This is a genomic window from Streptomyces sp. NPDC092369, from assembly GCF_044755245.1.
Lineage (GTDB): Bacteria > Actinomycetota > Actinomycetes > Streptomycetales > Streptomycetaceae > Streptomyces.
Map to the genome: position 1 here is coordinate 173197 of NZ_JBIVQP010000002.1, position 20392 is coordinate 193588.

Below are 20392 nucleotides of genomic sequence, written 5' to 3' on the forward strand. Positions count from 1 at the left end.
AGCCCCTCAGCCGAAGAAGTTCCGTACGTGCTCCAGTCCGTCGACCAGTGCGTCGATCTCGGCCGGCGTGGAGTACAGATAGAACGACGCTCGCGTGGTCGCAGGAATTCCGTACCGCAGGCAGACCGGCCGTGCGCAGTGGTGGCCGACCCGGACCGCGATGCCCTCCTCGTCGAGGACCTGGCCCACGTCGTGCGGGTGGATGTCGCCGAGCGTGAAGGAGATCGCCGCACCCCGCTCCTCGGCCGTCGTCGGGCCGATGATCTTCAGGTCCGGGACGTCCAGCAGGCGCTTGACCGCGTACTCCGTGAGCGCGTGCTCATGGGCGAGGATCTTGTCCATGCCGATCGCGGAGAGGTAGTCGATCGCCGCGCCCAGACCGACCGCCTGCGCGATCGGGGGCGTACCCGCCTCGAACTTGTGCGGGGCCGGGGCGTACGTCGACGAGTGCATCGACACCGTCTCGATCATCTCGCCGCCGCCGAGGAAGGGCGGCAGGTCCTCCAGGAGCTCCTGGCGGCCCCAGAGAACGCCGATGCCGGTCGGACCACACATCTTGTGGCCGGTGAAGGCCACGAAGTCGGCCTGCAGCGACTGCACGTCCAGCGGCATGTGCGGCGCGGCCTGCGAGGCGTCGATGCAGACCAGCGCGCCGACCTCCTGCGCACGGCGCACTATCGCCTCGACCGGGTTGACCGTGCCGAGGATGTTCGACACCAGCACGAAGGAGACGATCTTCGTCTTCTCGGTGATGATCTCGTTGATGTTCGACAGGTCGAGCCGGCCGTCGTCGGTCAGGCCGAACCACTTCAGCTTCGCGCCCGTGCGCTGCGAGAGCAGCTGCCACGGCACGATGTTGGAGTGGTGCTCCATCTCCGTGATGACGATCTCGGTCTCGTGGTCCACCCGGTAGGGCTCGTCGGCCCAGCCCAGCATGTTGGCCACGAGGTTGAGCGACTCGGAGGCGTTCTTGGTGAAGATCACCTCGTCGCGGGAGGGCGCGTTGATGAACTCGGCGACCTTGTCACGCGCGCCCTCGTACAGCGCCGTGGCCTCCTCGGCGAGCACATGCACACCGCGGTGGACGTTGGCGTTGTAGCGCTCGTAGTACTCGTTCAGGGCGTCGAGCACCTGGCGCGGCTTCTGCGAGGTCGCCGCGTTGTCCAGGTACACGAGCTTCTTACCGTCGTGGACCGTGCGGTCCAGGATGGGGAAGTCCTTGCGGATCGCCTCGTCGAGCAGCTGGGAAGTACCCGTGAGGAGGCCCGGCGTCTGTGTCACGCGGATACGCCACCCTTCGTGTAGACCTCGTAGCCCTCGTTCTCCAGCTTGTCGGCGAGCTCGGCGCCGCCGGACTCGACGATCCGGCCGCCGGAGAAGACGTGCACGAAGTCGGGCTTGATGTAGCGCAGGATGCGCGTGTAGTGCGTGATCAGCAGGGTGCCGACCTCGCCGGTCTCGCGGACCCGGTTGACGCCCTCGGAGACGACGCGCAGGGCGTCGACGTCCAGGCCGGAGTCGGTCTCGTCGAGGATCGCGATCTTCGGCTTGAGCAGCTCCAGCTGGAGGATCTCGTGGCGCTTCTTCTCACCGCCGGAGAAGCCCTCGTTCACGTTGCGCTCGGCGAAGGCGGGGTCCATGTGGAGCCGCTCCATGGTCTCCTTGACCTCCTTCACCCACGTCCGCAGTTTGGGGGCCTCGCCGCGGACGGCGGTGGCGGAGGTGCGCAGGAAGTTGGAGACGGAGACACCGGGGATCTCGACCGGGTACTGCATCGCCAGGAACAGGCCCGCGCGGGCGCGCTCGTCGACGGACATCTCCAGGACGTCCTCGCCGTCGAGGGTGACGGTGCCGCCGGTGATCGTGTACTTGGGGTGGCCCGCGAGCGAGTAGGCGAGCGTCGACTTGCCGGAGCCGTTCGGGCCCATGATGGCGTGCGTCTCGCCCTGCTTCACGGTGAGGTCGACGCCCTTGAGGATCTCCTTCGTGGCGTTGTCGGCCTCGACGGTGACGTGCAGGTCGTGGATTTCAAGCGTTGCCATGGGTTCCTCAGGACTCCTGGGTGAGGGAGGCGCGTACGTCAACGAAGACGCTGCCCCCTTCGATCTTTACGGGGTATACGGGGACGGGGCGCGTCGCGGGCAGGCCGGACGGTTTGCCGGTGCGGAGGTCGAACGCGGAGCCGTGCAGCCAGCACTCGATCTGACAGTCCTCCACCTCGCCCTCGGAGAGCGAGACGTTCGCGTGCGAGCAGATGTCGTTGATCGCGAACACCTCCCCCTCGGTCTTCACGACCGAGACCGGCGTGCCGTCGAGTTCCACCCGCTTGGGGGTGTCCTCCTCCAGCTCGCTCAGCCCGCAGGCGCGCAGGAACGTCGAAGAGGCGGTCATCAGAGCGACGCCTCCAGCTCCTCGTCGATCTTCTCCAGCAGCCGCGCCTCGATGTCGTCGACACCGATCTGCTGGACCAGCTCGGCGAAGAAGCCGCGGACGACCAGGCGCCGGGCCTCGTCGGCCGGGATGCCGCGGGCCATCAGGTAGAAGAGCTGCTCGTCGTCGAAGCGGCCGGTCGCCGAGGCGTGGCCCGCGCCGACGATCTCGCCGGTCTCGATCTCCAGGTTCGGCACCGAGTCGACCCGGGCGCCGTCCGTGAGAACCAGGTTGCGGTTCATCTCGTACGTGTCCGTGCCCTCGGCCGTGGCCTCGATGAGCACGTCACCGATCCACACCGCGTGGGCGCCCTCGCCCTGGAGCGCGCCCTTGTACATCGCGTTGGACTTGCAGTGCGGGGTGTTGTGGTCGACGAGGAGGCGGTGCTCCTGGTGCTGGCCGGAGTCGGTGAAGTACAGCCCGAACAGCTCGGCCTCGCCGCCGGTACCGGCATAGGCGACGCGCGGGTGCAGCCGTACGAGGTCGCCGCCGAAGGTGACGACGAACGACTTGAAGGTGGCGTCGCGGCCGATCAGCGCGTTGTGCTGGCCGACGTGCACCGCCTTGTCGTCCCAGTCCTGGACGGAGACGACGGTCAGCTTGGCGCCGTCCCCGAGGACGTAGTCGACGTTGGCGGCGAGCACCGCGTCACCGGTGTGGTCGATGATGACGACGGCCTCGGCGAAGGCTCCGAGCTCCACGACCTGCTGGCCGTAGGCGACCCCGCCCTCGCCGTGCACGGCGATCCGGATCGGCTCGGCGAGGACCGTCTCCTTGGGGACGGTGATCACGCCGGCCTGCTCGAACGCCGAGTACGCCTGGGCGGCGACGCGGTCCACGGGGGTGCCCGCCCTGCCGAGGCGCGCGTCGTCGCGGCCGACGGTCTCGACGGTGACGCCCTCGGGGGCCACCACGTCGACCTTGACGCCGGTGCCGGTGGCGACCGCGGTGCCGTCGTGCAGCCCGCGCAGCCGCTCCAGCGGCGTGAACCGCCACTCCTCCTCGCGGCCGTGGGGGACCGGGAAGTCCGCCACGTCGAAGGACGGGGGCGCGCTCATGCGCGTGGCGACGGTCGACTCGGCGGCCACCGCGATCGATCCGGCGGTGGTGGAGGACCCCACCGTGGAGTTCTGAGCCTCAGCCATGGCTGTCGTAGTGCTCGCTTTCTGATGTCAGGACGTGTGCGGGCCGGTGGCCGGGGTCAGCCGACCGAGCCTTCCATCTGCAGCTCGATCAACCGGTTGAGCTCGAGGGCGTACTCCATCGGCAGCTCCTTGGCGATCGGCTCGACGAAGCCGCGCACGATCATCGCCATCGCCTCGAACTCGCTCAGACCGCGGCTCATCAGGTAGAAGAGCTGGTCCTCGGAGACCTTGGAGACGGTCGCCTCGTGGCCCATGGACACGTCGTCCTCGCGGACGTCCACGTAGGGGTACGTGTCCGAGCGGGAGATCGTGTCGACGAGCAGCGCGTCACACAGCACGTTCGACTTGGAGCCGTGGGCGCCCTCGCCGATCTCGACGAGACCGCGGTAGGAGGTACGGCCGCCGCCGCGCGCCACCGACTTGGAGACGATGTTGGAGGAGGTGTTCGGCGCCATGTGGACCATCTTGGAGCCGGCGTCCTGGTGCTGGCCCTCGCCCGCGAAGGCGATGGAGAGGGTCTCGCCCTTGGCGTGCTCGCCCATCAGGTAGACGGCCGGGTACTTCATGGTGACCTTGGAGCCGATGTTGCCGTCGATCCACTCCATGGTCGCGCCCTCGTAGGCGACGGCGCGCTTGGTGACCAGGTTGTAGACGTTGTTCGACCAGTTCTGGATGGTCGTGTAGCGGCAGCGGGCGCCCTTCTTCACGATGATCTCGACCACCGCGGAGTGCAGGGAGTCCGACTTGTAGATCGGCGCCGTACAGCCCTCGACGTAGTGGACGTAGGCGTCCTCGTCGACGATGATCAGCGTCCGCTCGAACTGGCCCATGTTCTCCGTGTTGATGCGGAAGTAGGCCTGGAGCGGGATCTCGACGTGCACGCCCTTCGGCACGTAGATGAAGGAACCGCCGGACCATACGGCCGTGTTGAGCGACGCGAACTTGTTGTCGCCGACCGGGATGACGGTGCCGAAGTACTCCTTGAAGAGCTCCGGGTGCTCCTTCAGCGCGGTGTCGGTGTCCAGGAAGATGACGCCCTGCTCCTCCAGGTCCTCGCGGATCTGGTGGTAGACGACCTCGGACTCGTACTGGGCCGCGACGCCCGCGACGAGGCGCTGCTTCTCCGCCTCGGGGATGCCGAGCTTGTCGTACGTGTTCTTGATGTCCTCGGGCAGGTCCTCCCAGGACTCCGCCTGCTTCTCCGTGGAGCGCACGAAGTACTTGATGTTGTCGAAGTCGATGCCGGAGAGGTCGGAGCCCCAGTTCGGCATGGGCTTCTTCTCGAACAGGCGCAGGCCCTTGAGCCGGAGCTTGGTCATCCACTCCGGCTCGTTCTTCTTGCCGGAGATGTCCCGGACGACGTCCTCGTTGATGCCGCGCTTGGCGGAGGCACCGGCCACGTCGGAGTCGGCCCAGCCGTATTCGTACGTGCCCAGACCTTCAAGCTCGGGGTGGGCGGTCTCCTCGATGGGGAGCGTCATGCGGGGTTCCTCCCGGCGGTACGTGCAGATGCGTTATGGGTGATCTGGGAAATCTTGGGGATGAACGTCGTGCAGACGCCGTCGCCGTGCGCGATGGTCGCCAGTCGCTGGACGTGGGTTCCGAGCAGTTGGGAGAAGATCTCCGTCTCCGCCTCGCAGAGCTGTGGGAACTTCTCCGCGACGTGGGCCACCGGGCAGTGGTGCTGGCAGAGCTGCTCACCCTGTTGCGGGAGGGGCGCGCTGCGCGCCGTAGCAGCGTACCCGTCCGCGCTCAGCGCCCTGGCCAGGGCCTCGGTCCGCTCCTCGGGGGCGGCGGCCTCGATGGCCGCGCGGTAGGCGGCGGCCTGCTCGGCGATCCGCGCGCGGGCGAAGGCGACGACCGCCTCGTCCCCGCCGAACCGCTCCTGGATCCAGCGCAGGGCGTCCGCGGCCAGCTTGTCGTAGGACTGGTCGAAGGCGTCCCGGCCGCAGTCGGTGAGGGCGAAGACCTTCGCCGGACGTCCGCGGGTCCGTGCCCCGTACACCCGCTGCTCGCGGGCCTCGACGACGTCGTCGGCGACCAGGGCGTCCAGGTGGCGCCGCACGGCGGCCTGGGTCAGCCCGAGCCGCTCGGCGAGCGCGGCGACGGTCGACGGGCCGTGGTCCAGGATGGATCGCGCGACGCGGTTGCGGGTGGACCGCTCACCGGTCGCGAGCTCCTCCTGAGGGGCCCCCGTGGGGGTCTCCCGAGCCTCGCCGACGTTTTTCACAACGCCATTGTTGCGTAATTCCTCAGGACCGGGCAACCCACGTCCCGGCCGCCGGACGGTGCCCTGCGTCACTTAGGCATACCTAATCTGACCTGCGCAAACGATCTTTGATCGATCAGGCGCGGCCAATTCGGTGGCGCCGCGGGACGCCGTGCGCGACACTCCGGAACCATGGCGATACCCCCTCCGACCGGCCCACTTGTCACCCGCGACACAGTCGCCACACAGCTGCGGCTGCTGGGTGTCGAGACCGGCGAGACCCTCCTTCTGCACTCCTCCCTCAGCGCTCTCGGCTGGGTCTGCGGGGGTGCCGTGGCGGTCGTCCAAGGAATTCTCGACACGCTCGGTTCGAGCGGCACGCTGGCCGTCCCCACCCAGTCCGGCGACCTCTCGGACCCGGCGCTGTGGGGAAATCCGCCGGTGCCGGAGGAGTGGTGGGACGGCATCCGGGCCTCGATGCCCGACTACGACCCGCTGATCACGCCCTCGCGCGGGGTCGGCGTGATCCCGGAGACCGTACGGCGCTGGCCGGGCGCGTTGCGCAGCGCGCACCCCCAGACCTCGTTCGCGGCGCTCGGCCCGCAGGCCGCGCGGATCGTCGACGGACACGCGCCGGACTGCCGGCTCGGCGAGCGCAGCCCGCTGGCCCGCCTGGAAGAGCTGGACGCGCGCGTGCTGCTGCTCGGGGCCGGCTACGACGCGTGCACGAGCTTCCACCTGGCCGAGTACCGCATCCCGTCCCCGCTGGTCCCGGTCGGACGCCCGGCGCCGGGCGGGGGCTGGGAGACGGTGACCGAGGTGTCGATCAGCTCGGAGCGGTTCGACGAGCTGGGCCACGACTTCGAGCGGGACCGTCCCGTCGTACGGGGGAAGGTGGGCGCGGCCGACGCGCGGCTGTTCCCGGTCGCGGACGCGGTGGCGTACGCCGAGCGGTGGCTCGCGCTGCACCGGCCGCGCGAGGAGGAGCTGTCCGTGGGTGGAGATCCTGCACCCGCCCGTCCGGGGCGCGGACCGCGTACCTAGACTCGCCATCATGCGAAGTGAGCCCGTGGTCCAGGTTCAGGCCCTGGTGAAGCGGTACGGCAGCAAAACCGCTGTGGACGGCCTCGACCTGACGGCCCGGGCGGGCGTGACCGCCGTGCTCGGCCCGAACGGCGCGGGCAAGACGACCACGGTCGAGACCTGCGAGGGGTACCGCAGACCGGACTCCGGCACGGTGCGCGTCCTGGGCCTCGACCCGGTGCGTCAGGCCCGTGAGCTGCACCCCAGGATCGGCGTGATGCTGCAGTCCGGCGGGGTGTACTCGGGCGCGCGGGCCGACGAGATGCTGCGGCACGTGGCGAAGCTGCACGCCGATCCGCTGGACGTGGACGCCCTGATCGAGCGGCTCGGCCTCGGCGGCTGCGGCCGCACCACCTACCGTCGCCTCTCCGGCGGCCAGCAGCAGCGGCTCGCGCTCGCGATGGCGGTCGTGGGCCGCCCGGAGCTGGTGTTCCTGGACGAGCCGACCGCGGGCCTTGACCCGCAGGCCCGGCACGCGACCTGGGACCTGGTGCGCGACCTGCGCACGGACGGCGTCTCGGTCATCCTCACCACGCACTACATGGACGAGGCCGAGCAGCTCGCCGACGACGTGACGATCATCGACGCCGGCCGGGTCATCGCCCACGGCTCCCCCGAGGAGCTGTGCCGCGGTGGCGCCGAGAACACCCTGCGCTTCACCGGCCGCCCGGGCCTCGACGTCGGCTCCCTGCTCAAGGCCCTCCCCGCCGACTGCACGGCCGTCGAACTGACCCCGGGCTCCTACCGCGTCGGCGGCAAGGTCGACCCGCAGCTGCTCGCGACGGTGACGTCCTGGTGCGCGCAGCACGGAGTGATGCCGGACCGCATCTCGGTGGAGCGGCACACCCTCGAAGACGTCTTTCTGGAGCTGACCGGCAAGGAGCTGCGTTCGTGAGTGCCGGTACGTACACGCCGAGGCCCGGCGCCGCCCCGCTCCCCCGCATGATCGCGGCCCAGGCGGCCCTGGAAACCAAGATGCTGCTGCGCAACGGCGAGCAGCTGCTGCTCACCGTCGTGATCCCCACCCTCCTGCTGGTGCTGTTCAGCGCGGTGGACATCGTGGACACGGGCGCCGGCAAGTCCGTCGACTTCCTGACCCCCGGCATCCTGGCGCTCGCCGTGATGTCGACGGCGTTCACCGGCCAGGCCATCGCCACCGGCTTCGAGCGCCGCTACGGCGTCCTGAAGCGGCTGGCCTCCTCCCCGCTCCCGCGCTGGGGTCTGATGACCGCGAAGACGGCGTCGGTGCTGGTGACGGAGATCCTCCAGATCATCCTGCTGACGGTGATCGCCTTCGCGCTCGGCTGGTCCCCGCACGGCAACCCGGCGGCCGTCCTGCTCCTCCTGGTCCTGGGCACCGCGGCCTTCTCGGGCCTCGGCCTGCTGATGGCCGGCACCCTCAAGGCGGAGGCGACACTGGCCGCCGCCAACCTGGTCTTCCTGCTGCTGCTCGTGGGCGGCGGGGTGATCGTGCCGATGGACAAGTACCCGCAGGGCGCCCAGGACGTCCTGGGCCTGCTCCCCATCTCGGCCCTTTCGGACGGCCTGCGGGACGTGCTCCAGCACGGGGCGGGCATGCCGTGGGGCGACCTGGGGATCCTCGCGGTGTGGGCGGTCGTGGGACTCGCGGCGGCCGGCAGGTTCTTCCGCTGGGAGTGAGCACGGGCGTGAGCAAGGGAGTGAGCAGGAGCACGCGCCCCATCCCGGACCCTCGTGAATACGTGCACAAGCGGCGCCCTACGATGGTGCGCGTGCCGAACCTGACCCTCGCCGACGCTCTGTCCGCCGCGCGCAACCCCCTCGCCTTCATCGCCGCACGTTGGACGCCGACCCCTCGGACGGTCCGGCGGGCGGCCCTCGCCGCCCTCGTCATGTCGGTGGTGATCGTGGTCACCGGCGGCGCGGTGCGGCTGACCGGCTCCGGGCTCGGCTGCCCGACCTGGCCCAAGTGCACCGACGACTCGCTCACCACCACCGGCGCGATGGGCGTGCACGGCGTGATCGAGTTCGGCAACCGCATGCTGACCTACGTCCTGTGCGCGGCCGTCGGCTGGGCGATCATCGCCGCCCGCTCCGAGAAGCCCTACCGGCGCTCGCTGACCCGGCTCGGCTGGGCGCAGTTCTGGATCGTCATGAGCAACGCGATCCTCGGCGGCATCGTGGTGCTGGTCGGCCTCAACCCGTACACGGTCGCCGCGCACTTCCTGCTCTCCTCCGGCCTCATCGCGGTCGCCACGGTGATGTGGCAGCGCACCCGCGAGGGCGACGGTGAGCCCCGTCCACTGGTGGGTCAGCCGGTGCGGCAGATGGTGTGGTTCCTGGTCGCCGCCGCCGTGCTGCTGATCGCGGTGGGCACGGTGGTGACCGGCTCGGGGCCGCACGCGGGCGACTCCAGCGAGGTCGAGCGGATGCCGCTGGACTGGGAGACGGTCAGCAAGCTGCACGCGGTGCTGGCGTGGATCGTGGTCACGCTGACCTTCGCCCTGTGGTTCGTCCTCAAGGCGGTCGACGCCCCCCAGGGCCCACTGCACCGCACCCGCGACCTCTTCCTGGTCCTGCTCTCCCAGGGCGTCATCGGCTACGTCCAGTACTTCACCAACCTCCCCGAGTTCCTGGTCGGTCTGCACATGCTCGGCTCGGGCCTGGTGTGGATCGCGGTGCTGCGGGTGCTGCTGGCGATGCGGGAACGGCCGGACGCAGAGGTCGAGTTGCCGGATCAGGCGTACGCGGCCACCAGTCCGTCGATCGCCGGTCCCAGGTAGCTCCGGGTCAACTCGGCCCGCCGCAGCGCCCACTCCGCCGCGACCGGCACCGGCCGCTCCGCGTACCGCCGTCGCCTGATGTCCTCCACCACCTCGACGGGCGCCCCCAGTTCGGGCAGCAGGTCGAGCGCCTCGCGCTTGGTGATCAGCCGCCCGTCCCTCAGGGTGGCACTCGCGCGGGCGAAGGTCGTCATCCCTACGTCCACCCAGGGATCCTCGGTCCACTGGCGCGCCCGGTCCACGTTCGGCCGCCAGAATTCCCGCTGATCGCGCACGACGAAGTCGGCCAACTCCCGGTCCGACACCGGCGGAAGCAGGTCCGCGGGCGCGAGACCGTGCAGCACCCGCCCGAACGCGTGCAGTTCACGCCGCGTGACCGGGGTGACCGGGCGGCGCATCAACTGGTCGTGCGCCCAGGTGAGATGGGCACGGTCGGTGTCGGCCGTGGGCGCGGGCGTCAGATAGCTGCAGTGCAGCTTGACGGCCAGCGGTTCGGCCGCGCGCAGCCGGGGATGCAGCGTCGCGATCCGCCATACGGTGCCCAGGGCCGCGGGCCGGTCCAGGACCGCGATCAGGTCCAGGTCGCTGCGGCCCTCCTGGTAGTCGCCGCCCGCGAGGGATCCGTGCGCCCACACGGCGATGGGGCGCAGCGGGGTCAGGTCGTCGAGGAAACGGTCGAGCAGAGCGTCGGTCGTCGTCACCCCGACAGTCTGGACAGATCACCGCGGCGCGTACACCCCTTGCGCCCGCGCGCGTTACCGGCCGTGCGCCTGCGCTCACTCCAATCCGTACACCCGCCGCGCGTTCCCCGCCGCGACCATGCCCGCCACCCGCTGCGCGTCCGCCAGGGACCACGCCCCCTCGGCGACCCAGTCGCCCAGGACCCGGCCGAGGGCCTCGCGGAAGAGGCGGGCGGCCACGACGTGGAGTTCGGGCAGGCCGTGGGCGCCGCTGGAGAAGAGGATCTTGCCGAAGGGGGTCAGCTCCAGGATCTCGGCCAGGATCGTCGCGGCGCGGGCGCCGGTGCGCACGAGGGCGGCACCGGAGTCGGCGTACACGTGCGGGAAGACGCCGGCGAGGTGGGCGGCGTGGCGGTGGTAGGGGTAGCCGTGCAGGAGGACCAGGTCGGTACCGAGACCGGCCGTGGCGCGGACGAAGTCCGTCAGCAGCACCGGGTCCGTGCGGTCGATACGGGCCCCGGGCTCCCCCAGGCCCGCGTGCAGTTGGAGCGGGAGCCCCGAGGCGACGGCGATCCACAGCAGGTGGCGCAGCAGGACCGGATCGCTCAGCTCACCGCCGACCCGGCGTCCGGCCAGCCACCGTCCGGCCGCGCCCCGCACCTCGCCGGGACCGGGCGGCTCGGGCGCCAGCGCCAGTCCGTGCCGGAGGCCGGCGACGGAGGTGAAGGCGACCGCGTTCGCGGCGGCGCCGTGCACCGACTCGGCCAGGTTGGCCAGGAAGGACTCGACGGTGCCGGAGGTGTCGGCGACCTGCTCGGCGAGTAACTCCAGCCGGACGATCTCGCGGGCCTCGGCGGCCCCGGCCGAGGCCAGTTCGTCGGGGCAGGTGAGGTCGCCGGGCAGTCCGGTGTCGACCAGGTAGGTGGTGATGCCGCTGCCCCGCAGCAGTCTGCGGCCCGCTTCCAGCACGCCCAGTTCACGGCGCCGGGCGAGATAGCGGGCGGGCGGGCAGTGCGGTTCCAGATCGAGCAGCGGCGGACACCAGCGGCGTACGGCGAAGCCCGTCTGGGTGTCGAAGAGGGTCGTGCCGGGCGCGGGCGGGCCCTCGGTACGGGCGAGTTGGGCCTCGAAGGTACCCAGACCCAACTCTGTTCTGAGGACACCGTGGCAGTACTGGTCCACGAGGGACGGCGTTTCGATCATCCGGACTCCCCGTACTGGACCGTGCACTCCGTACAGGTCCTAACGGGTGAACCGGCTGCGAGGTGTTGCTAGGGCCTGTCTGACAATTCCCGTCTGCCGCGCGACGCCATGCACGCACTCTCGCCGCACCGGGCGCAGACCCAAGTACGTCCAGTACGAGGGCCCACGCCCGGCCCGCCGAGAGCACGCACCTGACGCCGCGCGGCCGCCCTACGGGCGACGACGGGAATTGTCAGACAGGCCCTGGACACACCCCGGGCGAATCGCCGAAGGATGTCAGCCGTTGCTCGGTCCGCCGACCTGGATGCCGGCCATGCGGGTCCACTCGTACGGACCCGTCCTCACCTTCGCCGCGAACTCGCCGTCGAAGGACTCGTGGACGGTGATGCCGGACTTCGCCACGGCCTGCTCGGCGAGCTCGTAGGAGGAGGCCACCAGGTCGCCCCAGCCGCCGTCCTCGCCGACCAGCACGATGCGGGCGCCGCGCTCGCCGATGTAGGCCACCTGGCCCTCGGCACCGCCGTGCGCCTTGGCGAAGGCGTCGATCCGCCTGGCGAGCTTCGCGACCTTGCGCTCGGCCTTCGCGTCGGTCTTCGCGTCCGCCTTCTGGGTGTCTTCCTGCTGCGTGTCTGCCATGGCCAGGATGCTACTCACCGGTAGATCGACTGGCGAGGGCAGGGCGCTGTGACGTACGTCGGAACAGGAGGGCGCGGGCGTCAGCGCAGGAAGGGGTCCACCGCGATCGCCACGAACAGCAGCGAGACGTAGGTGATGGACCAGTGGAACAGCCGCATCTCCTTGAGCTTGCCGCCCGTCACCTCGGCCTTCGCCCGGTTCTGCAGGCCGTGCGCCTCCCACAGCCACCAGCCGCCCGCCACCAGGGCGACGGACGTGTAGAACCAGCCCGTGTAGCCGAGGGGGGTCAGCAGCAGGGAGACGCCCACCATCACCCAGCTGTAGATGACGATCTGCTTGGCGACGACCTTGTTGGAGGCGACGACCGGCAGCATCGGCACGCCCACGCGCGCGTAGTCGTCCTTGACCTTCATGGACAGCGGCCAGTAGTGCGGCGGCGTCCAGAAGAACATGACGAGGAAGAGGATGACCGGCGCCCACGACATGGAGTTGGTGACCGCGGACCAGCCGATCAGCACCGGCATGCAGCCGGCGATGCCGCCCCACACGATGTTCTGCGAGGTACGGCGTTTGAGGATCATCGTGTAGACGACGACGTAGAAGAGGAGCGCCCCGAGGGAGAGCCAGGCCGACAGCCAGTTGACGGTCAGACCGAACAGGAGGGTGGAGCCGATCGCGAGCGAGATGCCGAAGGCGAGGCATTCGCGCGGGCTGACCATGCCGGTGACCAGTGGGCGCTGCGAGGTGCGGTCCATCAGGGCGTCGATGTCGCGGTCGATGTACATGTTCAGCGCGTTGGCGCCGCCCGCCGAGAGGTAGCCGCCGAGGCAGGTCAGCAGCACCAGGGTCAGATCGGGCACGCCCTGCTGGGCGAGGAACATCACCGGAACGGTGGTGATGAGCAGGAGCTCGATGATCCTCGGCTTGGTCAGCGCCACGAACGCCTTGACACGGGCCCCGAACGGCCGGTGACTCGGGCTCTGGCTCGCACCGAGCTCCCCCACTGCCTTAAGGGCGTGGGAGGTGCCCCCATCCGCTGGACGGGATTCGACGGCCGTCACGCACACCCCTACAGAGACATCCCAGCAAGCCTCCCCCGTGTGAAGTCCCGGTAAAGGCCCGCGCGTACCACGCCACTCTAGACGTTGCCCATACCCCGGAACTCGCGGGGGTCGGGTCGTGTTGGCAGGGGTCCCCCACCAGGAGCGCAGGGACCTCTCATCGGCCTTCCGGAAGATCGCACGACAGCTCGATTGAGCAGTCCGACGAACGGCTCCGTATTCAGTTGCCGAATGCGATCCGGACCAGTCGGGAGGCGGATCCTCGATAGTCCCGGCAGTCTGGAATGACTCGAAAAAATGCACGTTCTTACAGGGGTAGGCTCGACAACGGCCGGTGGGCGCCCCCGTGCACCGGCATTCGACTGCACCGGCATTCGACATGTGTGACATGTGGAGAGGAGCCCTGACTCAGGGTGAGCACCAAGCCGACCACAACAGACCTCGAGTGGACCGAGTTGGACCAGCGGGCCGTGGACACCGCCCGCGTCCTGGCCGCCGATGCCGTACAGAAGGTCGGCAACGGCCATCCTGGTACGGCGATGAGCCTGGCTCCTGCCGCGTACACCCTTTTCCAGAAGGTGATGCGGCACGACCCGGCCGACCCCCAGTGGGTCGGGCGCGACCGTTTCGTGCTGTCCGCCGGCCACTCGTCCCTGACCCTCTACACGCAGCTCTACCTGGCCGGCTTCGGCCTGGAGCTGAGCGACCTGGAGTCCTTCAGGACCTGGGGTTCGAAGACTCCCGGGCACCCGGAGTACGGCCACACCAAGGGTGTCGAGACGACGACCGGCCCGCTGGGCCAGGGTGTCGCCAACGCCGTGGGCATGGCCATGGCCGCCCGCTACGAGCGCGGCCTGTTCGACCCGGACGCGCCGCAGGGCGAGTCCCCCTTCGACCACTTCATCTACGCGATCGCCGGTGACGGCTGCCTCCAGGAGGGCATCTCCGCCGAGGCGTCCTCGATGGCCGGCCACCAGGAACTGGGCAACCTGATCCTGCTGTGGGACGACAACCACATCTCGATCGAGGGCGACACGGAGACGGCCGTCTCCGAGGACACCGTCAAGCGCTACGAGGCGTACGGCTGGCACGTCCAGCGTGTCGCCCCGAAGCCGGACGGCGACATCGACCCGCACGCGATCTACAACGCCATCGAGGCCGCGAAGAAGGTGACGAACAAGCCGTCGTTCATCGCGATGCGCTCGATCATCGCCTGGCCCGCGCCGAACGCGCAGAACACCGAGGCCGCGCACGGCTCGGCGCTCGGCGACGACGAGGTCGCGGCCACCAAGCGCGTCCTGGGCTTCGACCCGGAGAAGTCCTTCGACGTCTCCGACGAGGTCCTCAAGCACACCCGCCAGGCGCTGGAGCGGGGCCGCGAGGCGAAGGCCGCGTGGGAGCCGTCGTACCAGCAGTGGCGCACCGCCAACCCGGAGCGCGCGGCCGAGTACGACCGCATCGCCAAGGGTGAGCTGCCCACCGGCTGGGAGGAGAAGCTCCCGGTCTTCGAGACGGGCAAGGCTGTCGCCACCCGTGCCGCGTCCGGCAAGGTGCTCCAGGCGCTCGGTGCCGTGATCCCCGAGCTGTGGGGCGGCTCCGCCGACCTCGCCGGCTCGAACAACACGACCATCGACAAGAACAGTTCGTTCCTGCCGGCCGACAACCCGCTGCCGGAGGCGGACCCTTACGGGCGCACGATCCACTTCGGCATCCGCGAGCACTCGATGGCCGCCGAGATGAACGGCATCACCCTGCACGGCAACACCCGTGTCTACGGCGGTACGTTCCTCGTCTTCTCCGACTACATGCGCAACGCGGTACGGCTGTCGGCGCTGATGCACCTGCCGGTGACGTACGTGTGGACGCACGACTCCATCGGTCTGGGTGAGGACGGCCCGACCCACCAGCCGGTCGAGCACCTGGCCTCGCTGCGCGCCATCCCGGGCCTGAACGTGGTCCGCCCGGCCGACGCCAACGAGACGGTGATCGCCTGGCGCGAGGTGCTGCGCCGCTACACCAAGGTCTTCGGCGAGGGCGCCCCGCACGGCCTGGCGCTGACCCGCCAGGGTGTGCCGACGTACGACGCCAACGAGGACGCGGCCAAGGGCGGTTACGTCCTGTTCGAGGCCGAGGGCGGCGAGCCGGAGGTCATCCTGATCGCCACCGGTTCCGAGGTGCACGTCGCCGTCGAGGCGCGCGAGCAGCTCCAGGCGGACGGGGTGCCGACCCGGGTCGTGTCCATGCCCTGCGTGGAGTGGTTCGAGGACCAGGACCAGGGGTACCGGGACAGCGTGCTGCCGCCGAGCGTGCGCGCGCGGGTCTCGGTGGAGGCGGGCATCGGTCTCACCTGGCACCGGTTCGTCGGGGACGCCGGCCGCATCGTTTCCCTGGAGCACTTCGGTGCTTCGGCCGACGGCAAGGTGCTCTTCCAGGAGTTCGGGTTCACTGCCGAGAACGTGGCCGCCAAGGCCCGCGAGTCCATCGCCGCCGCCCAGCGCTGACGCCCACCCACGACACGTAGGAGATGTAATTCCATGACAGACGCACTCAAGCGCCTCTCCGAGGAGGGCGTCGCGATCTGGCTGGACGACCTGTCGCGCAAGCGGATCACGTCCGGCAACCTCGCGGAACTGATCGACCAGCAGCACGTCGTGGGCGTCACCACCAACCCGACGATCTTCCAGAAGGCGATCTCGTCGGGCGACGGCTACGACCAGCAGCTGTCGGACCTCGCCGCGCGCAAGGTCACCGTCGAAGAGGCCATCCGCATGATCACCACGGCGGACGTCCGCGACGCCGCCGACATCCTGCGCCCGGTCTTCGACGCCACCGACGGCCAGGACGGCCGCGTGTCGATCGAGGTCGACCCGCGCCTGGCGCACAACACCAAGGCGACCGTCGCCGAGGCCAAGCAGCTGGCCTGGCTGGTGGACCGCCCCAACACGCTGATCAAGATCCCGGCCACTCAGGCGGGTCTGCCGGCGATCACCGAGGTCATCGGCCTCGGCATCAGCGTGAACGTGACGCTGATCTTCTCGCTGGAGCGCTACCGCGCGGTCATGGACGCCTACCTGGCCGGCCTGGAGAAGGCCAAGGAGCGTGGCCTGGACCTGTCGAAGATCCACTCGGTGGCGTCCTTCTTCGTGTCCCGCGTGGACACCGAGATCGACAAGCGGCTCAACGCGCTGGGCACCGACGAGGCATTGGCGCTGCGCGGCAAGGCCGCCGTCGCCAACGCGCGTCTGGCCTACCAGGCGTACGAGGAGGTCTTCTCCACTCCTCGCTGGAGCACCCTGGAGAGCGCGGGCGCCAACAAGCAGCGTCCGCTGTGGGCCTCGACCGGTGTCAAGGACCCGGCCTACAAGCCGACCCTGTACGTCGACGACCTGGTGGCGCCGAACACGGTGAACACCATGCCGGAGGCGACCCTGCAGGCCACCGAGGAGCACGGCGAGATCACCGGCAACACGATCTCCGGCACGTACGTACAGGCCCGCGCCGACCTCGACGCCATCGAGAAGCTCGGGATCGCGTACGACGACGTGGTCCAGGTCCTGGAGGACGAGGGCGTCGAGAAGTTCGAGGCGTCCTGGACCGACCTGCTCGACTCGACCGAGGCGGAGCTCCAGCGCCTCGCCCCCTCGGAGGGCTGAGGCCTTGGCTCCTACTGCCGGTTCCGGAGCGAATCCGCTCCGTGACCCCGCCGACCGACGGCTCCCGCGTATCGCGGGGCCGTCGGGCCTGGTCATCTTCGGTGTCACGGGCGATTTGTCACGCAAAAAGCTCATGCCCGCCGTGTACGACCTCGCCAACCGAGGTCTGCTGCCGCCGGGCTTCTCCCTGGTCGGGTTCGCCCGCCGCGAGTGGCAGAACGAGGACTTCGCGCAGGAGGTCCACGACGCGGTCAAGGAGCACGCCCGCACCCCGTTCCGCGAGGAGGTCTGGCAGCAGCTCATCCAGGGGATGCGCTTCGTCCAGGGCACCTTCGACGACGACGAGGCCTTCGAACGACTGCGCGGCACCATCGAGGAGCTGGACAAGGCACAGGGCACGGGCGGCAACTTCGCCTTCTACCTGTCGGTGCCGCCGCGCTCCTTCCCGGTGGTCATCCAGCAGCTCAAGAAGCACGGTCTGGCCGACCAGACCGGTGGCTCCTGGCGGCGCGCGGTCATCGAGAAGCCCTTCGGCCACGACCTGAAGTCGGCCGAGGAGCTCAACGCGACCGTCGAGGACGTCTTCGCCCCCGACCAGGTCTTCCGCATCGACCACTACCTCGGCAAGGAGACCGTCCAGAACATCCTGGCGCTCCGCTTCGCCAACACGATGTTCGAGCCGATCTGGAACCGGTCCTTCGTGGACCACGTGCAGATCACCATGGCCGAGGACATCGGCATCGGCGGCCGGGCCGGCTACTACGACGGCATCGGCGCCGCCCGTGACGTCATCCAGAACCACCTGCTCCAGCTCATGGCCCTGACGGCCATGGAGGAGCCGGCCTCCTTCGACGCGGACGCGCTGGCCGCCGAGAAGACCAAGGTGCTCGGCGCGGTCAAGCTGCCGAAGGACCTGGGCCGGGACACCGTGCGCGGACAGTACGCGGCGGGCTGGCAGGGCGGCGAGAAGGCCGTCGGCTACCTCCAGGAAGACGGCATCGACCCCAAGTCGAAGACCGACACCTACGCGGCGATCAAGGTCGAGGTGGACAACCGTCGTTGGGCGGGCGTCCCCTTCTACCTGCGCACCGGCAAGCGGCTCGGTCGGCGCGTCACCGAGATCGCGGTGGTCTTCCAGCGCGCCCCGCACTCCCCCTTCGACCACACGGCGACGGAGGAGCTGGGCAAGAACGCGATCGTGATCCGCGTCCAGCCGGACGAGGGCGTCACGGTCCGCTTCGGCTCCAAGGTGCCGGGCACCTCGATGGAGATCCGGGACGTCTCCATGGACTTCGCGTACGGCGAGTCCTTCACGGAGTCCAGCCCCGAGGCGTACGAGCGCCTCATCCTCGACGTCCTGCTGGGCGACTCGAACCTCTTCCCGCGCACGGAGGAGGTCGAGCTGTCCTGGAAGATCCTCGACCCGATCGAGGAGTACTGGGACACCAACGGCAAGCCCGCCCAGTACCCGTCCGGGACCTGGGGCCCCGTCGAGGCGGACGAGATGCTCGAGCGAGACGGACGGAGCTGGCGCCGGCCATGAAGATAGACCTCACGGACACCACGGCCAGCAAGATCAACAAGGCGCTGGTGCAGGGCCGCCGGGCGATCGGCACACCGGCCGTCGGCATGGTGCTCACGCTGGTCATCGTCACGGACGAGGAGAACGCGTACGACGCCCTCAAGGCGGCGGGCGACGCCTCGCACGAGCACCCCTCGCGCACCCTGGTGGTCGTCAGGCGCGTCTCCCGTTCACCCCGCGACCGCACCGCGTCCCGCCTGGACGCCGAGGTCAGGGTGGGCGCGGACGCGGGCACCGGTGAGACGGTGATCCTGCGGCTGTACGGCGAAGTGGCGGGCCACGCCCAGTCGGTCGTCCTGCCGCTGCTGCTGCCGGACGCCCCGGTGGTGGTCTGGTGGCCGGTGAACGCGCCCCTCGATCCGGCGAGCGACCCCCTGGGCGCCCTCGCCCAGCGCCGGGTGACGGACACCTACGCCTCGGAGCAGCCGGTACGGGACCTCACGGCCCGCGCCGACACCTACACCCCGGGCGACACCGACCTCTCCTGGACCCGCATCACGCCCTGGCGCTCGATGCTGGCCGCCGCACTCGACCAGGTCGTCTGCGAGGTCGAGACGGTCGAGGTGGAGGGCGAGGAGTTCAACCCGAGCTGCGAGCTGCTGGCGATGTGGCTCGCCGACCGCCTCGACGTGCCGGTGAAGCGGTCGCTGTCGTCGGGCCCCGGTCTGACGGCGGTGCGCATGCACACCGACAGCGGGCCGATCGTGCTCGACCGGGCGGACGGCTCGCTGGCGACGCTCTCCATCCAGGGTCAGCCCGACCGTGCGGTGGCGCTCAAGCGCCGGGACACGGCCGAGCTGATCGCGGAGGAGCTGCGCCGGCTCGACCCGGACGACACCTACGCCTCGGCGCTGCGGTTCGGGGTGGACCGGCTCAACGCGCCCTCGGCGGTCGCCGTACTGCCCGCCGAGGAGGTGGAGTCGCCGGCCAAAGGAGCACGGGCCAAAGACGAAACCCCTGACGAGGGCGTTGCGGAAACTGCCGGGCCGGAAGCGGAAGCGGAGGCACCGGTGAAGAAGAAGGCGGCGGCGAAGTGAACACTCCGCAGCTGGTCGTGCACCGCGACAAGGAGCTGATGGCGCAGGCCGCAGCGGCCCGGCTCATCACGAAGATCGTGGACGCGCAGGCCTCCCGGGGCTATGCGTCCGTGGTGCTGACCGGTGGACGCAACGGCAACGGGCTGCTCGCGGCCCTCGCCGGCCAGCCCGCCCGGGACGCGGTCGACTGGGGTCGGCTCGACCTGTGGTGGGGCGACGAGCGGTTCCTGCCGCAGGGCGACCCGGAGCGGAACGACACGCAGGCCCGCGAGGCCCTGCTGGACTCCGTACCGCTGGATCCGAAGCGCGTGCACGCCATGCCCGCGTCCGACGGTCCGTACGGCGACGACGTCGAGGCGGCGGCCGAGGCCTACGCCGAGGAGCTGGCGCGGGCCGCGGGCCCGGAGAACCACGGCTCGGTGCCGACCTTCGACGTGCTGATGCTGGGCGTCGGTCCGGACACCCATGTGGCGTCCCTGTTCCCGGAGTTGCCGGCGGTGCGGGAGACGCAGCGCACGGTGGTCGGGGTGCACGGCGCGCCGAAGCCCCCGCCGACCCGGGTCTCGCTGACCCTGCCGGCCATCCGCGCGGCCCGTGAGGTGTGGCTGCTCGCGGCGGGCGAGGACAAGGCCGAGGCGGCGGCGATCGCGCTGTCCGGCGCGGGCGAGATCCAGGCCCCGGCGGCCGGCGCGTACGGGCGGGCCCGCACGCTGTGGCTCCTGGACGCGGCGGCGGCCTCGCAGCTGCCGCGGTCGCTGTATCCACCGGCGTCCCCGTGACCGGCGTCTGATCGACACGAGGCGGGGGGGGGGGGGGGGGGGGGAGGAGCCGCCCGCGCCCCCACAGAGGGGAGAAACAAACAAGAAGAAACGGAAGAGGCAAACTCCACACGCCCACCCCAACCCCCCAAA

General features: G+C 70.0%; 19 protein-coding genes. 9 read left to right on the top strand and 10 right to left on the bottom strand.

All coding sequences use genetic code 11. From position 1 onward, the window contains the following. Positions 1-6: 6 nt before the first annotated feature. Genes ACIQI8_RS10455 through ACIQI8_RS10480 form a run of 6 tightly spaced genes read right to left on the bottom strand, consistent with a single transcriptional unit; the run spans position 7 to position 5805 of the window. A complete protein-coding gene (locus tag ACIQI8_RS10455; protein ID WP_402347066.1) occupies positions 7-1281 on the bottom strand; it encodes a cysteine desulfurase in 1275 nt (424 codons plus the stop codon). Continuing rightward, a complete protein-coding gene (gene sufC, locus ACIQI8_RS10460; protein ID WP_402347068.1) occupies positions 1278-2042 on the bottom strand; it encodes a Fe-S cluster assembly ATPase SufC in 765 nt (254 codons plus the stop codon). The genes ACIQI8_RS10455 and sufC overlap by 4 nt, the downstream gene beginning before the upstream one ends. 7 nt (positions 2043-2049) lie before the next feature. After that, a complete protein-coding gene (locus ACIQI8_RS10465) occupies positions 2050-2391 on the bottom strand; it encodes a bifunctional 3-phenylpropionate/cinnamic acid dioxygenase ferredoxin subunit (RefSeq protein WP_402347070.1) in 342 nt (113 codons plus the stop codon). Continuing rightward, complete coding sequence (sufD, locus tag ACIQI8_RS10470) at positions 2391-3575, bottom strand: Fe-S cluster assembly protein SufD (RefSeq protein WP_402347072.1); 1185 nt, start codon at positions 3573-3575, stop codon at positions 2391-2393. The genes ACIQI8_RS10465 and sufD overlap by 1 nt, the downstream gene beginning before the upstream one ends. Positions 3576-3631: 56 nt before the next feature. Continuing rightward, entirely contained in the window at positions 3632-5056 is a 1425-nt protein-coding gene (gene sufB, locus ACIQI8_RS10475) for a Fe-S cluster assembly protein SufB (RefSeq protein WP_280877149.1), read from the bottom strand. Then, positions 5053-5805 (bottom strand): helix-turn-helix domain-containing protein, encoded by a 753-nt coding sequence (locus ACIQI8_RS10480; RefSeq protein WP_124004475.1) that lies wholly within the window; start codon positions 5803-5805, stop codon positions 5053-5055. The genes sufB and ACIQI8_RS10480 overlap by 4 nt, the downstream gene beginning before the upstream one ends. Positions 5806-5976: 171 nt before the next feature. On the opposite strand from ACIQI8_RS10480, the gene ACIQI8_RS10485 reads away from it, so the two are divergent. From ACIQI8_RS10485 to ACIQI8_RS10500, 4 genes are all read left to right on the top strand, one after another. Further along, positions 5977-6828: an aminoglycoside N(3)-acetyltransferase gene (locus ACIQI8_RS10485; protein ID WP_402347075.1), complete on the top strand. Its 852-nt coding sequence runs from the start codon at positions 5977-5979 to the stop codon at positions 6826-6828. Between the two features lie 10 nt (positions 6829-6838). After that, positions 6839-7762 (top strand): ABC transporter ATP-binding protein, encoded by a 924-nt coding sequence (locus tag ACIQI8_RS10490; protein WP_402347077.1) that lies wholly within the window; start codon positions 6839-6841, stop codon positions 7760-7762. Between the two features lie 47 nt (positions 7763-7809). Then, on the top strand, positions 7810-8526 hold the full coding sequence (locus ACIQI8_RS10495) for an ABC transporter permease (protein WP_402350345.1): 717 nt from the start codon (positions 7810-7812) through the stop codon (positions 8524-8526). A gap of 83 nt (positions 8527-8609) precedes the next feature. Continuing rightward, a complete protein-coding gene (locus ACIQI8_RS10500) occupies positions 8610-9629 on the top strand; it encodes a heme A synthase (RefSeq protein ID WP_402347079.1) in 1020 nt (339 codons plus the stop codon). On the opposite strand, the gene ACIQI8_RS10505 is transcribed toward ACIQI8_RS10500, so the two are convergent. The 4 genes from ACIQI8_RS10505 to ACIQI8_RS10520 form a co-directional block, all read right to left on the bottom strand. Then, positions 9584-10330 carry a nucleotidyltransferase domain-containing protein gene (locus ACIQI8_RS10505; RefSeq protein ID WP_402347081.1) on the bottom strand — a complete coding sequence of 249 codons (747 nt, stop codon included), beginning with the start codon at positions 10328-10330 and terminating at the stop codon, positions 9584-9586. The two genes, ACIQI8_RS10500 and ACIQI8_RS10505, sit on opposite strands and share 46 nt — an antisense overlap. A gap of 75 nt (positions 10331-10405) precedes the next feature. Continuing rightward, entirely contained in the window at positions 10406-11512 is a 1107-nt protein-coding gene (locus ACIQI8_RS10510) for an amidohydrolase family protein (RefSeq protein ID WP_402347083.1), read from the bottom strand. A 276-nt stretch (positions 11513-11788) separates the two neighbouring features. After that, the gene (locus ACIQI8_RS10515) at positions 11789-12148 is read right to left on the bottom strand and encodes a hypothetical protein (RefSeq protein ID WP_402347085.1); all 360 of its coding nucleotides are present in this window, start codon (positions 12146-12148) and stop codon (positions 11789-11791) included. A gap of 80 nt (positions 12149-12228) precedes the next feature. Beyond that, complete coding sequence (locus ACIQI8_RS10520) at positions 12229-13215, bottom strand: heme o synthase (protein WP_402347087.1); 987 nt, start codon at positions 13213-13215, stop codon at positions 12229-12231. Between the two features lie 407 nt (positions 13216-13622). On the opposite strand from ACIQI8_RS10520, the gene tkt reads away from it, so the two are divergent. Genes tkt through pgl form a run of 5 tightly spaced genes read left to right on the top strand, consistent with a single transcriptional unit; the run spans position 13623 to position 20260 of the window. Beyond that, a complete protein-coding gene (gene tkt / locus ACIQI8_RS10525; RefSeq protein ID WP_402347089.1) occupies positions 13623-15710 on the top strand; it encodes a transketolase in 2088 nt (695 codons plus the stop codon). 33 nt (positions 15711-15743) lie between these two features. Then, the gene (gene tal, locus ACIQI8_RS10530) at positions 15744-16862 is read left to right on the top strand and encodes a transaldolase (RefSeq protein ID WP_402347091.1); all 1119 of its coding nucleotides are present in this window, start codon (positions 15744-15746) and stop codon (positions 16860-16862) included. A gap of 4 nt (positions 16863-16866) precedes the next feature. After that, positions 16867-18405 carry a glucose-6-phosphate dehydrogenase gene (gene zwf / locus ACIQI8_RS10535; protein WP_402347093.1) on the top strand — a complete coding sequence of 513 codons (1539 nt, stop codon included), beginning with the start codon at positions 16867-16869 and terminating at the stop codon, positions 18403-18405. Beyond that, positions 18402-19481 carry a glucose-6-phosphate dehydrogenase assembly protein OpcA gene (gene opcA / locus ACIQI8_RS10540; RefSeq protein WP_402347095.1) on the top strand — a complete coding sequence of 360 codons (1080 nt, stop codon included), beginning with the start codon at positions 18402-18404 and terminating at the stop codon, positions 19479-19481. The genes zwf and opcA overlap by 4 nt, the downstream gene beginning before the upstream one ends. Beyond that, positions 19478-20260, top strand: coding sequence for a 6-phosphogluconolactonase (gene pgl, locus ACIQI8_RS10545; RefSeq protein WP_402347097.1), 783 nt, complete (start codon positions 19478-19480; stop codon positions 20258-20260). The genes opcA and pgl overlap by 4 nt, the downstream gene beginning before the upstream one ends. Positions 20261-20392: the final 132 nt, after the last annotated feature.

Bases quoted from the DNA above. Each gene is read 5' to 3' on its own strand.
- tal (WP_402347091.1), top strand. From the start codon at position 15,744: ATGACAGACGCACTCAAGCGCCTCTCCGAGGAGGGCGTCGCGATCTGG.
- ACIQI8_RS10515 (WP_402347085.1), bottom strand. From the start codon at position 12,148: ATGGCAGACACGCAGCAGGAAGACACCCAGAAGGCGGACGCGAAGACC.
- sufD (WP_402347072.1), bottom strand. From the start codon at position 3,575: ATGGCTGAGGCTCAGAACTCCACGGTGGGGTCCTCCACCACCGCCGGA.
- sufC (WP_402347068.1), bottom strand. From the start codon at position 2,042: ATGGCAACGCTTGAAATCCACGACCTGCACGTCACCGTCGAGGCCGAC.
- opcA (WP_402347095.1), top strand. From the start codon at position 18,402: ATGAAGATAGACCTCACGGACACCACGGCCAGCAAGATCAACAAGGCG.
- ACIQI8_RS10465 (WP_402347070.1), bottom strand. From the start codon at position 2,391: ATGACCGCCTCTTCGACGTTCCTGCGCGCCTGCGGGCTGAGCGAGCTG.
- ACIQI8_RS10510 (WP_402347083.1), bottom strand. From the start codon at position 11,512: ATGATCGAAACGCCGTCCCTCGTGGACCAGTACTGCCACGGTGTCCTC.
- ACIQI8_RS10485 (WP_402347075.1), top strand. From the start codon at position 5,977: ATGGCGATACCCCCTCCGACCGGCCCACTTGTCACCCGCGACACAGTC.
- ACIQI8_RS10495 (WP_402350345.1), top strand. From the start codon at position 7,810: ATGATCGCGGCCCAGGCGGCCCTGGAAACCAAGATGCTGCTGCGCAAC.
- ACIQI8_RS10500 (WP_402347079.1), top strand. From the start codon at position 8,610: ATGGTGCGCGTGCCGAACCTGACCCTCGCCGACGCTCTGTCCGCCGCG.
- sufB (WP_280877149.1), bottom strand. From the start codon at position 5,056: ATGACGCTCCCCATCGAGGAGACCGCCCACCCCGAGCTTGAAGGTCTG.
- ACIQI8_RS10490 (WP_402347077.1), top strand. From the start codon at position 6,839: ATGCGAAGTGAGCCCGTGGTCCAGGTTCAGGCCCTGGTGAAGCGGTAC.